Source organism: Streptococcus mitis B6, assembly GCF_000027165.1.
Taxonomy (GTDB): domain Bacteria; phylum Bacillota; class Bacilli; order Lactobacillales; family Streptococcaceae; genus Streptococcus; species Streptococcus mitis_AR.
The window spans coordinates 23992-35737 of record NC_013853.1 but is presented as its reverse complement, the minus strand read 5'-3'; the positions used below and the strand labels follow the sequence as shown (position 1 = coordinate 35737).

Genomic DNA, 11746 nt, shown 5'->3' with positions numbered 1-11746 from the left:
CAAAGTGGAGAAAATAGCCCATAATATCCATAGGGGATTTACCCACTACAAATATTATAGAGCCACAAAAAACAGGAGATTTCTCTCCTGTCATGATTCAATTATATAAAATTAAACCCATTCACCGTTTCCATTTACAGTGTAGCCATCTACAGTAGTATTTACTGACAATGCACCTGAAGCATCAACATGATACCATTTATCTTTAACTTGGAACCACTGACTAGTTTTCATTGCACCAGTGTTTTCAAGGAAGTACCATTTACCACCGTCTTGCAACCAACCAGTTTGCATTTCACCTGAACCATTTAGATAGTACCAAGTGTTACCATCTTTAATCCACCATTTTTGCATTACGCCTTCAGCGTTAAAGTAGTACCATGCACCATCAACTAGTTTCCAACCAGTAGCTTTATCACCTTTAGGAGTTACAATATAAATCCAACCTTTATCAGTATTTTTCCAACCTGTTTCAACAGCATTTACTTTTGCATCTGCTTCTTCTAAGATTGAACGACTATATGTAAGACCAACTTTCTTATATTCTACTGCTGCTCTCTTTTCTGCATTTTCAAGTGCAAGCAATGCATTATCGCGATCTGTGCGAGCTACTTCTACCTCAGATTCTAGAGTAGAAATTGTTTCTTTTGCGTTTTCAATTTTCTTATCTAGATTGTAGGCTGCTTGAGTAATCTTGTAATCATTACCTGTTTCCAAAGCATCCATATATTGAAGAGCTGCTTCAATACGTGCTTGATCAAATACTGCTTTTTGGAGTTCTGCTTCTGCTTTTGCTAATTTCTCGTTTGCTTCTTTTTCTGCTTTAACTGCAGCATTTTGACGTCCTTTTGCTAATGCAAGATTAGATCTAGTTTGAGCAATTGCTGTGTCATCTCCTGAAGTTAGAGCCGCTTGGAAAGCTGCTTCTGCTGCTGCTGTTACTTTGACAGCGTCAACACGTGCTTGCTTAGCTGTGTTAACTTCATTTTCATATGATTCTACATCATCAGTAAATTTAGCTTCACGTTGTGCAGCTTCTGTACGTGCTGATTTTAATTCATCAGCTTTGCGTACTAATGCTGTTCCATCACCAATCAAGTCAGCAGTACGAATTTTTTCTTGTTGTAATTTTTCAAGATTAGAGTATGCTTCTTTAACACGAGCAGAAAGTGTATTATACGCTGCATCTTTTTCTTTATAAAGGTTATAAGCAGGTGTAAGAATACTTAATTGTTGATCTTGAACATCATAAATATGTTGTGCTACTGCTTGAGCATCTGCTTTAGCTTTATCACTTCTGATTGAAGCCAATATAGAATTATAATCTACATAATCATCTGCTGCTGAAACAGATTGTACAGCACCAAATGCTGCGAGTACGACTGCGCTTGTCAATAAAACTTTTTTCATCGTTTTATCTCCTTTGTTTTCTTTAAAATTTTTTTCGTAAGACTATCTTACTACCATACAGTATATAAATATTTGCAGGATTTGTCAAGGGTTTTCTTCAATTTTTTAAACTTTTCAGCTATTTTTTCAAAAAAAGGTTAAAAAAACACCTTTGTGAGATGAAATACCCTTCAAATACTGTATCTCCCAAGTGAAAATCTCACAAATTTCTAAAACCTTGAGTCAAACCTCACATATCTAAGCCATATAGATAGTTGGACAGAACTCACTTCTATTGTATTATCCTATATCCCCTTCCAAATGTCAAGCAAAAATGGCAAGTATTTTGCAAATAACTCGCCATTCCATTAACTTTCTACTATTTAAAATGTGACCTCATAGCAAGGACTCAAACTCAGTGACAGTCATACCCAACTGCTGGCTGGCAACATCAGAAGTCAGAAGACCTTGATGGACTAGATTTACTAAACCTACTTTTAATCCCTCTTCAATGCCTTCTTCGCGCCCTTTTTCAATACCCTCTGCACGGCCACGTTCGAGTCCACGTTCTAAACCTTTCTCCTCAGCTTGTTCCAAGGCATAATCCTGAGCCAATAACGCCTGTTCTTCGCGTCTGCGTTGTTCACTAAACATCTTCCTGTCCTCCTCGGACCAGCTCTTATAGTCCAGCAGTTGGTCTGCTTGGCTGATAGCTCGCTCGGGTTCTTGAGTAAAGGGCTTGTTGCCGAAAAACTCTAACCACGGCTTGCGAACCTCGTCTTTGCTGGTTTCCCTGTATTTTTTTAATTTCAAGAATACCATTACTTGTGATAATCTTATAAGAGTGCCTCAAATTCAGCGACTGTCATTCCTAATTGTTCACTCGCAACTTCCGAAGTCAGAAGACCTTGGCGAACGAGATTTACTAGACCTACTTTTAATCCCTCTTCGATACCCTCTGCTCGTCCTCTCTCCAATCCCTGTTCAATGCCCTCAGCACGACCACGCTCTAAACCTTGTTCAAGACCTTGTTCGATGCCTTTCGCTCTAGCTGTTTCCAAAGCATAGTCCTGTGCTAACAAGGCCTGTTCTTCTCACATACGTAGTTGACTAAACATTTTCCTGTCCTCCTCGGACCAGCTTTTATAGTCCAGCAGTTGGTCTGCCTGGCTGATGGCTCGCTCAGGTTGCTGGGTAAAGGGTTTGTTCCCGAAAAACTCCAACCACGGTTTACGAACCTTGTCTTTGCTGGTTTCTCTGTATTTTTTTAATTTCAAGAATACCATTACTTGTGATAATCTTATAAGAGTGCCTCAAATTCAGCGACTGTCATTCCTAATTGTTCACTTGCAACTTCCGAAGTCAGAAGACCTTGGCAAACAAGATTTGCTAACATGGCAAAACTACCTTCAGCTTTCCCACGCTCCAGTCCCTGTTCAAGACCTTCTTCTCTCCCTTTTTCAATCCCCTCTGCACGACCACGTTCAAGACCACGCTCTAAACCTTGTTCAATACCTTCCGCCCTAGCTGTTTCCAAGGCATAGTCCTGTGCTAACAAGGCTTGTTCTTCTCGCATACGTAGTTGACTAAACATTTTCCTGTCCTCCTCGGACCAGCTTTTATAGTCTAGCAGTTGGTCTGCTTGGCTGATAGCTCGCTCAGGTTGTTGGGTAAAGGGTTTGTTGCCGAAAAACTCCAACCACGGCTTGCGAACCTTGTCTTTGCTGGTTTCTCTGTATTTTTTAAGTTCCAAGAATGCCATCTTGACCAGATGGTTTTCTTGACCGTTATTGGTGATGGTTAAGACCTCACCTGTCGTGTCCTCGCGCATACTAAAGCTATGAAAAGCTAAATCATCTTGAAAATAATTACTGTCTACGATTGCAATGGCATAAACAGGGACGATGTGTTTGTAACTTTGATGTGTATCACCTTCTCGTTGACGAATTTTTTCGAGATTTTGATTGACCTGACTGCATAAGTAAGCCCACAAACGATTAATGAAAAAATTCTGATGATGAACTTGGATTTCGATAATAACCTGCGTGCCATTGTCTAACTCTGCCAAAACATCTATACTGGTATAGAAATCCTGTGCTGAGTACGGCAGGGAAGGCAAGACATGAATATTGCTTCCCTCCAAAATAGTCACATTTTTTGCTGGTAAATCCAGCATATCGCGGATAAATTGACAAGTGATTTCTGGATTGCTAAAGATTTTCTTAGCAACCAAGTCATTAGTCGGGCTGATGCCCGGATGTCTGAGAATCATATTTCCTCTCCTTTCATTATAGCACATTTTAAAATCTAGGTTTACTAGATTCACTGCTACTATCTATTTATTCGGAAAAGAGATGAAAAAAACCTGAGAATCATCTCAGGCTTGGTCATTAAATCTTTTTCTCAATACTGAAAAGTGGAGAAAGTGGGCGTTTTTCATGGATACGTACAATAGCATCCCCTAATAGATGAGCGATTGAAATCTGCTCAATCTTATCAATCAAACGCTCTTCTGGCAGATAGATGGTATCCAAAACAACCAATTTCTTAATAGCTGAATTTTGGATATTGTCCATAGCAGGACCAGAAAGAACTGGGTGCGTACAGCTTGCATAGACTTCAACAGCACCAGCTTCTGCAAGGGCATCTGCAGCGTGACAAATCGTTCCAGCAGTATCAATCATATCATCAATCAAGATACAAGTCTTGCCTTCGACCTTACCTATGATGTTCATGACTTCACTAGTATTCATCTTATCAACACTACGACGTTTGTCGATGATAGCGATAGATGTTTTCAAAAACTCAGCCAACTTACGGGCACGAGTCACCCCTCCATGGTCTGGACTGACAACCACATAGTCAGAACCAACCATGCCACGACGCTCAAAATAATCCGCAATCAGAGGAGCTCCCATCAAGTGATCCACAGGAATATCAAAGAATCCTTGAATCTGCGCAGCATGCAAGTCGATTGTCAATAAACGATCCACTCCAGCTACTTCAAGCATATTTGCGACAAGTTTTGATGTGATTGGCTCACGCGCTCTCGCCTTTCTATCCTGACGTGCATACCCATAGTAAGGCATGACAACATTGACAGATTCTGCACTCGCACGCTTCAAAGCATCCACCATAATCAAAATTTCAAGCAGATTGTCATTTACAGGCGAGCTAGTTGATTGTAGGATAAAGACGTGTTTCCCACGGATTGATTCTTCAATGTTGACCTGAATCTCTCCATCTGAAAATTGACGAACACTTGATTTCCCCAACTCTATCCCAATCTCCTGCGCCACACGTTTTGCCAATTCTTGATTAGAAGAAAGGGCAAACAGCTTTAAATCAGAAAAAGACATGATTTCCTCCGGTATATATGTATCGCTTGTGCTTTTCACAAGATTTTTCCATCTACCATTGTAGCGCTTTTTGCACTATTTTTCAATCAAAAATAAAAGAAGGGTACCATATTTGTACCCTTGCATCATTCTCGTAACTTCTCAAAGTAACTTCCATCTCTCTCCCAAAACTGGAAGTTAGTCTCAGACGATGAATTATGCTAGAATTAAGTCTGAGACTTTTCGTGAGGAGGTACCTCATGACGAAAAAACAAAAACATCTCACTCTAGAAGACCGTATTGACATCCAAACTGGAATCAGCCAACAGGAGACTTTCCGTTCCATCGCTGAGAAGATGGGGAAAGACCCGTCAACGATTTCAAAGGAAATCAAGCGCAATCGCATCATGCATCCAACATCCGTCAAATCTGATTGCACGGATTGCCCTCTTCTCAAAAAAGCTCCTTATGTCTGTAACAACTGTCCAAAAAAGAGGACGGATTGTGGGTTTAACCGCTATCTTTACTACGCGAAAAAGGCACAGGAGCATTACGAGACTATGTTGAGGGAATCCAGACAGGGCATTCCCCTAAACAAGGAAAGTTTTTATCAGATGGACAAGATCTTAACCCTAGGCATCCAGAAGAAACAAAGCATCTACCATATCATTCAGACACATAACCTACCTGTGTCGAAAGCTACGGTGTATCGGCATGCCAAGCTGGGCTATCTGACAGCCAAGCCCATTGATTTCCCTCGGATGGTCACGTTCAAGGAACGCAGAAAATCCAGAAAAGTAGCTATTCCCAAAGAGCTGAAAATTGGGCGGACCTATCAAGATTTCCAAGAGTTACGAGAAACTGATGATTTCTTCAAATGGTTGGAAATGGACACGGTCATCGGCAGACCTGGTGGAAAGCTACTGCTCACCTTCAACGTTTCCTTCTGTAATTTCCTCTTCGCCTTGCTTTTGGACAACAAGACTGCTCTGGAAGTCGCCACTAAATTCGCAGCTTTGAAAGAAAGAGTCATGGACGGAGGGTATGCGTTCCATCAGCTGTTCCCTGTCATTCTCACAGACAACGGATCTGAGTTCGCCTATGTGGAGGAGCTTGAGCGAGACATTGATGGGAAGTCTCACCTCTACTTCTGCGACCCTAGCCGTCCTGACCAGAAGGGGCGGATTGAGAAGAACCATACGGTTTTGCGAGCCATTCTTCCCAAGGGCACTTCCTTTGACCAGCTGACTCAGAAAGACGTCAATCTAGTCATTTCCCATGTCAATTCCTTGAAACGAGAAGAGTTTCAAGGAAAATCTGCTTACGACGTCTTCACCTTCACCTTTGGCGAGGACATCGCTGCTCTTCTGGGTTGCCAATTTGTCAAACCAGAAGACACACACTTATCACCTGATTTATTGAAATAAAGGGAATTTTCCCCTCTAACTACACATCTTATCACCATCGAAAAGTCTCACACTAAACGCTAGCAACTGGAATTTACTCTAAGACGACTCTGTTTTAGGGCTATTTGTCGTGCACTTTTTTCTGAGTCTTTTCGCTTTTGAACCCTTATATATCAAGAAAAAGAAAACCAGTGGAAGTTAGTCTAAGACGGATTTCCACTGATTTCACGCGTTTTTCTCATACTAAAAGCTAGGTTGTGGGAAACTGGAAGTTAGTTTTAGAAGTTACCCCTGCATCATTCTTTTGAAAAATATTCTAGTTCATTATCTCATCGTTCTTCTCAACAAAGCGATAAGCCTGATAAAAACCATAGAGAGCAATAGCCGTAACCACTGGAATCGCTAGTGGCAACTCTGTCTCTAATTCTACAAAAGGAGAGTTAAACAAGAAATGAGTTCCCAAGGCTAAAGCTAGGAAAATAAACCCTTGTTTCTTGCCAACCTTCTGCCCTTTATAGGCTCTGTAAAGCAAGTAAACACCTACTACAGCCAGACCTGAAAAAGTCCAGTGAGAGGCAATTCCTGAGATGATACGCTCTAAAATTCTCGAAATAGTAAAGTCAAAGCCCTCTGGCAAATCCGTACGAATATAGCCAATATCCTCAATCATTTGAAATCCCAAACCAGAAGCAATCCCAAGTAAAAACAAAGATTTTAATTTTCGCACAGGAATCAAAGCCAAAACAAAGACAAGTGGCAATAATTTCAAGGGTTCTTCTACCAAAGGAGCTACAATAGCACTTTCAAAGGCATTTAAAAAGGCACTATCTGGGAAAAGAACACCCAGTAAATCATGGATGTAGGTATTAGCAAAGCTAGACAGCCAGCCTGAAAGAAACATCCCACCCAATAAAGACAAGATCAAGGCCTTCTTTGGTAATTCCCATTTTTTTCCAATACGGAAAAGGAAATAAAGAGCTGGAATTATGTAAAAGAGAGCTATAAAGATAGAAACTCCCATTAGTCCATATTCCGCAGCTGCCATCGAACCATCCGTATAGTAGATGGTTTCATACTGTAAACCAATACATAGCAATAAGATAAAAATAAATAAAATGCTGTTTCTCTTCATACACTTTCTTTCTAAATGAAGTATTTATAATTCTACGACTGTCATCCTTCCTGTATCCACATCGTAAATAGCACCAGAAATAATGACATCATCTGGTATTAGGGGAGACTCGATAAGGGCTTGCATGTCCTCTCGCACACTCTCCTCTATATCTTGGAAAGGCAAAAAGTCCTGGTCTGACACATCAACACCTAGCTCCTCTTTTAAATACTCCTGAAAAGGACCATTTTCAAAAGTCTGAGCACCACAGTCTGTATGGTGCAACACCACAATCTCTCTTGTCCCCATTTGCTGCTGAGAAATAACTAGCGAACGAATCATGTCCTCCGTCACTCGACCACCTGCATTCCGCAAAATATGAGCATCTCCCAGAGCCAACCCAAGAGCTGGCGCAACGTGTAAACGCGAGTCCATACAAGTTACGATTGCAACCTTGGTCTTTGGTTTGATTGATAAATGAAGATCTCCATGCAGTTCTACATAGGCTTGATTGGCTTTTAAAAAATTTTCAAAATAGGACATGACAACTCACTTTCTAGTCTACCAGATAATTTGAACACCAAATTATTCATCTCCTATCTTACCATCTTTTCTTTGTCTTGTCAGTTGTCAACCTTCATATAAAAAAACTGGGACAGAGACATCCAGCTTCTAGCTTGGGCTTCTGTCCTAGTTTTATTTTTATGAACCTTTTTGGATATACTTATTGAGCGATCCTGCAAAGCTCTGAAGATTGAGACTTTGTACGTAGACCTCACCAGTTCCTCGGAAGGTGTTAACCACTCCTTCACCTGTACCAATAGACTGCCAGAAGCTATTTTCTAAGTGGATATTATAGTCCAAAGATTGACTCCAAGCCACCACATGGGCATTGTCAATGGTTATTTCTTGGTTTTGTAGCTCAATTTTCTTGATAGAGCCAAAAGCATTGGCCAAGAGAGTTCCCTGGCCTTGGGTAGTCATCACAAAGAGACCGCCTTGCCCTCCGAACAGAGCTTTACCAATAGACTGACTCTCCATAGTATAGGAAGCTGTACCATCCAGAGCTAGAAAAGCCCCATCATTCAGTTGATATTGTTTTTCACCTAGTTCAAGAGCAATTACTTGCCCAGGAGTATCTGGTGCTAGAGCAAGGTTCCCGTTATCAGACTCTGCTACAGCTTGAGTAATGAAGGTGCTTTCACCAGAAACCATTGAACGTCCTACAGCTTTAACAAAACGTCCCAAACCTGAACCGCTAGCATTGAGTTGGGTATTGAGACTTACGTTAGGCGTGTGGTAAACCATACTACCTCGCTGGATATAGACGGTTTCTCCTTGATTGAGTGACAGCTCTACCAAAGGAAATTGCATATGACTATCCATAGAAAATTTCATCAGAAATTCCTCCTTATTTTTAATAAATGTTAGCAATAAAATAATTAATCATCTAAAACTGACCATAACGATTAGGAGAATGCTTTTTTCAAAACTTCCTGAATCGTTGTCACCCCAATGACCTGAATTTCCTTGGGTGGAGTGATTCCTGTTAAGGAATTCTTAGGTACATAAATCTTAGTAAAACCCAGTTTAGCAGCTTCATTGATGCGTTGCTCGATACGATTCACGCGCCGAATTTCTCCAGTCAAACCTAGTTCTCCTACAAAACATTCCTGAGGGTTGGTTGGCTTGTCTTTATAGCTAGAAGCAATAGCAACAGCGACGGCTAAGTCAATGGCAGGTTCATCCAATTTGACACCACCAGCAGATTTGAGATAGGCATCCTGATTTTGCAAGAGAAGCCCTGCACGCTTTTCTAAAACAGCCATAATCAGACTCGCACGATTAAAATCAAGTCCTGTCGTCGTGCGCTTGGCGTTCCCAAACATGGTCGGTGTCACCAAAGCCTGAACCTCTGCTAAAATTGGACGCGTCCCTTCCATAGTCACAACGATTGACGAACCAGTCGCCCCATCCAAACGCTCTTCTAGGAAAACTTGACTCGGATTGAGGACCTCAACCAAACCGCCCGACTGCATCTCAAAAATCCCAATCTCATTTGTTGAACCAAAACGGTTTTTGACCGCTCTCAGAATACGGAAGGTATGGTGACGCTCCCCTTCAAAGTAAAGTACCGTATCTACCATGTGCTCCAACATACGAGGACCGGCCAAGGTTCCTTCCTTGGTCACATGCCCTACGATAAAGATGGCAATGTTATTGGTTTTGGCCAGCTGCATAAGTTCAGCCGTTACCTCACGCACTTGAGAAACAGATCCCTGTACCCCTGAAATCTCAGGAGACATAATGGTTTGAATTGAGTCAATAATGAGAAAGTCTGGCTGGATTCTCTCTACCTCTACGCGAACACTCTGCATATTGGTCTCTGCATAGAGATAAAACTCGCTATCAATATCTCCCAAACGCTCTGCACGTAGTTTAATCTGCTGAGCAGACTCCTCCCCACTGACGTAGAGAACAGTCCCCACTTGAGACAACTGGGTTGAGACTTGTAAGAGAAGGGTTGATTTTCCAATCCCAGGATCCCCACCGATGAGGACGAGACTTCCTGGTACCACTCCGCCTCCAAGTACACGGTTGAATTCCTCCATCTCCGTCTTGGTTCGATTGACATTGATGGAAGTCACCTCAGCCAGTTTCATGGGCTTGGTTTTCTCACCTGTCAAGGACACACGCGCATTCTTGACCTCGGCAACCTCAACCTCTTCCACAAAAGAAGACCAAGACCCACAGTTGGGGCAACGTCCCAGATATTTAGGGGAATTATACCCACAATTTTGACATACAAATGTCGCTTTTTTCTTTGCGATAATAAACCTCTTTCTATATCTCTAACTCACACTCAATCACTTGGCAAAAATCAATCTTCTCATTTGACACAAACTGGCGCATGAGCATTCCGTGAGTTACAATGATAATAGTTTTATAATTTTTATATTTTTCCAAAGCTTTTAAAAAACGATGACGCATCTCTAAATCAGTTTCATAACGATAAGGAGAATCTTCAGATAAACCTCCTTGATGTTTTAGATAATATTCATGAGCTACCAATACACTAGTTAAATCAGAGTTAGTGCCATCTAAGTCTGGACGCCACTCATGAAAAAACGGCTCCACAAATAAGTCCAATCCTGTTTCAACTGCTATATAATGGGCTGTTTCTAAAGCCCTCGTCACAGACGATGAAATAATAATCTCTGCCTTTCCAAAACATGCAGTTTTAGCAACTTCTTTTGCCAGACTGCGACCTTTTCCTGTCAATGGTGCTAAATCACGACCAAAACCACTATAGAGTCGCGGATTTTCAAGTTTATCAAGCATACTATAATCTGGCTCCCCATGACGTACAAAGATAATCTTCATTCTAGTGCCCAGTCGATCCAAATCCACCAGTCCGCACGCCGTCTGCCGCATCTCCATCTGCGATTAAGAAAGGCGCAAAGACAGCCTGGACAACACGTTCTCCCACTTCAAGAACAACCTCTTGATCTGTGATATTCTTCATCTGAGCAAAAATATGCCCTTCATTCCCAGGATTTCCATAATAATCCCCATCAATGACCCCAACCGAGTTAATTAAAACCAAACCCTTCTTACGAGGGTTTGAAGAACGATCATAGAGGTATAGGACCTCAGTCGGTTGCATATAAGCCTTAACCCCTGTCGGAACTAAGACAATCTCTCCTGGAGCGATAACTGTACGCACAGCAACCTTTAAGTCGTAACCAGCCGCATGCGCTGTCTCGCGCTTGGGCAATAAATTTTCATCTGTAAAACTCGAAACCAATTCAAAACCACGAATTTTCATCATCTTCTCTTTTCTATTATCATTTATTCTAGATTATTCTATCTTATTTATTCGGAAAAAGCACGAAAAAAAGAGCACACAATTCAAATCGCTTAGGGCTGCTGGATTCCTCCCCTGACCCGCTTCACGCAGAACTGTTGCTCTACTATTTATTATATCACATTCCTATTCATTTTAAAAGCAAAATTATTTTTTCCGTCTATTTCTAAAAAAGTCCTGCATAATAGCTGCGCATTCATCTTCCAAAATTCCCGTTTCAACATCCACACGATGGTTGAGACGCTCATCTGTCAAGATATCGTACAAACTCCCAGCAGCGCCAAATTTCTGGTTTTTAGCCCCATAGACCACGTTTGGAATACGGGCAAGTCCAATCGCCCCACTACACATGACACAAGGCTCAATGGTCACAAAAAGCGTGCAATCAATCAAGCGCCAGCTCTCCTCACTCAGGTTCGCATTCTCTATGGCCATAATCTCCGCATGCATAACCGCTCGCTGCAGTTCCTCACGCGCATTATGCCCACGGCCAATGATTTCTCCATCCTTGACAATCACACAACCAATTGGAATTTCATCGTGTTCAAGAGCAATATCAGCCTCTCTCAAAGCTTCCCTCATAAAGACTTCTTTTTCTTCAACTGTATAATCCATCTCTTTTCTCTTTTCCTAC

The 11746-nt window shown here is 41.5% G+C and carries 11 protein-coding genes, 1 other RNA gene and 2 pseudogenes; 1 reads left to right on the top strand and 13 read right to left on the bottom strand.

The window, feature by feature from the left end; genetic code table 11:
- Positions 1-111 precede the first annotated feature (111 nt).
- The 5 genes and pseudogenes from SMI_RS11010 to SMI_RS00160 form a co-directional block, all read right to left on the bottom strand.
- Positions 112-1410 carry an N-acetylmuramoyl-L-alanine amidase family protein gene (locus SMI_RS11010; RefSeq protein ID WP_000757037.1) on the bottom strand — a complete coding sequence of 433 codons (1299 nt, stop codon included), beginning with the start codon at positions 1408-1410 and terminating at the stop codon, positions 112-114.
- Between the two features lie 375 nt (positions 1411-1785).
- Positions 1786-2211: pseudogene (locus tag SMI_RS00175) on the bottom strand (hypothetical protein); the annotation flags it as partial.
- Between the two features lie 14 nt (positions 2212-2225).
- Positions 2226-2675, bottom strand: a pseudogene (locus tag SMI_RS10650) (hypothetical protein); the annotation flags it as partial.
- Between the two features lie 14 nt (positions 2676-2689).
- Entirely contained in the window at positions 2690-3661 is a 972-nt protein-coding gene (locus SMI_RS00165) for an Rpn family recombination-promoting nuclease/putative transposase (protein WP_000603344.1), read from the bottom strand.
- A gap of 118 nt (positions 3662-3779) precedes the next feature.
- Entirely contained in the window at positions 3780-4748 is a 969-nt protein-coding gene (locus tag SMI_RS00160; protein ID WP_000010168.1) for a ribose-phosphate diphosphokinase, read from the bottom strand.
- A 239-nt stretch (positions 4749-4987) separates the two neighbouring features.
- On the opposite strand from SMI_RS00160, the gene SMI_RS00155 reads away from it, so the two are divergent.
- A complete protein-coding gene (locus SMI_RS00155) occupies positions 4988-6154 on the top strand; it encodes an IS30-like element ISSmi1 family transposase (protein ID WP_000163002.1) in 1167 nt (388 codons plus the stop codon).
- A 295-nt stretch (positions 6155-6449) separates the two neighbouring features.
- On the opposite strand, the gene SMI_RS00150 is transcribed toward SMI_RS00155, so the two are convergent.
- From SMI_RS00150 to tadA, 8 genes are all read right to left on the bottom strand, one after another.
- Complete coding sequence (locus SMI_RS00150) at positions 6450-7265, bottom strand: PrsW family intramembrane metalloprotease (protein WP_000828208.1); 816 nt, start codon at positions 7263-7265, stop codon at positions 6450-6452.
- A 24-nt stretch (positions 7266-7289) separates the two neighbouring features.
- Positions 7290-7787 carry a beta-class carbonic anhydrase gene (locus tag SMI_RS00145; protein ID WP_000119799.1) on the bottom strand — a complete coding sequence of 166 codons (498 nt, stop codon included), beginning with the start codon at positions 7785-7787 and terminating at the stop codon, positions 7290-7292.
- Between the two features lie 159 nt (positions 7788-7946).
- Positions 7947-8642: a TIGR00266 family protein gene (locus SMI_RS00140; protein ID WP_000672724.1), complete on the bottom strand. Its 696-nt coding sequence runs from the start codon at positions 8640-8642 to the stop codon at positions 7947-7949.
- Positions 8643-8713: 71 nt separating this feature from the next.
- Positions 8714-10075, bottom strand: a complete 1362-nt coding sequence (radA, locus tag SMI_RS00135; RefSeq protein WP_164925536.1) for a DNA repair protein RadA — start codon at positions 10073-10075, stop codon at positions 8714-8716.
- Between the two features lie 13 nt (positions 10076-10088).
- Entirely contained in the window at positions 10089-10628 is a 540-nt protein-coding gene (locus SMI_RS00130) for a histidine phosphatase family protein (protein ID WP_000691251.1), read from the bottom strand.
- A 1-nt stretch (position 10629) separates the two neighbouring features.
- Positions 10630-11073, bottom strand: a complete 444-nt coding sequence (locus SMI_RS00125; RefSeq protein ID WP_000701987.1) for a dUTP diphosphatase — start codon at positions 11071-11073, stop codon at positions 10630-10632.
- Positions 11074-11129: 56 nt separating this feature from the next.
- Positions 11130-11227: signal recognition particle sRNA small type (gene ffs / locus SMI_RS00120), an RNA gene on the bottom strand.
- A 32-nt stretch (positions 11228-11259) separates the two neighbouring features.
- Positions 11260-11727, bottom strand: a complete 468-nt coding sequence (tadA, locus tag SMI_RS00115) for a tRNA adenosine(34) deaminase TadA (protein WP_000386764.1) — start codon at positions 11725-11727, stop codon at positions 11260-11262.
- Between the last annotated feature and the right edge of the window lie 19 nt (positions 11728-11746).

Bases quoted from the DNA above. Each gene is read 5' to 3' on its own strand.
- SMI_RS00125 (WP_000701987.1), bottom strand. From the start codon at position 11,073: ATGAAAATTCGTGGTTTTGAATTGGTTTCGAGTTTTACAGATGAAAAT.
- SMI_RS00145 (WP_000119799.1), bottom strand. From the start codon at position 7,787: ATGTCCTATTTTGAAAATTTTTTAAAAGCCAATCAAGCCTATGTAGAA.
- tadA (WP_000386764.1), bottom strand. From the start codon at position 11,727: ATGGATTATACAGTTGAAGAAAAAGAAGTCTTTATGAGGGAAGCTTTG.
- SMI_RS00155 (WP_000163002.1), top strand. From the start codon at position 4,988: ATGACGAAAAAACAAAAACATCTCACTCTAGAAGACCGTATTGACATC.
- SMI_RS00160 (WP_000010168.1), bottom strand. From the start codon at position 4,748: ATGTCTTTTTCTGATTTAAAGCTGTTTGCCCTTTCTTCTAATCAAGAA.
- SMI_RS11010 (WP_000757037.1), bottom strand. From the start codon at position 1,410: ATGAAAAAAGTTTTATTGACAAGCGCAGTCGTACTCGCAGCATTTGGT.
- SMI_RS00165 (WP_000603344.1), bottom strand. From the start codon at position 3,661: ATGATTCTCAGACATCCGGGCATCAGCCCGACTAATGACTTGGTTGCT.
- SMI_RS00130 (WP_000691251.1), bottom strand. From the start codon at position 10,628: ATGAAGATTATCTTTGTACGTCATGGGGAGCCAGATTATAGTATGCTT.
- SMI_RS00140 (WP_000672724.1), bottom strand. From the start codon at position 8,642: ATGAAATTTTCTATGGATAGTCATATGCAATTTCCTTTGGTAGAGCTG.
- SMI_RS00150 (WP_000828208.1), bottom strand. From the start codon at position 7,265: ATGAAGAGAAACAGCATTTTATTTATTTTTATCTTATTGCTATGTATT.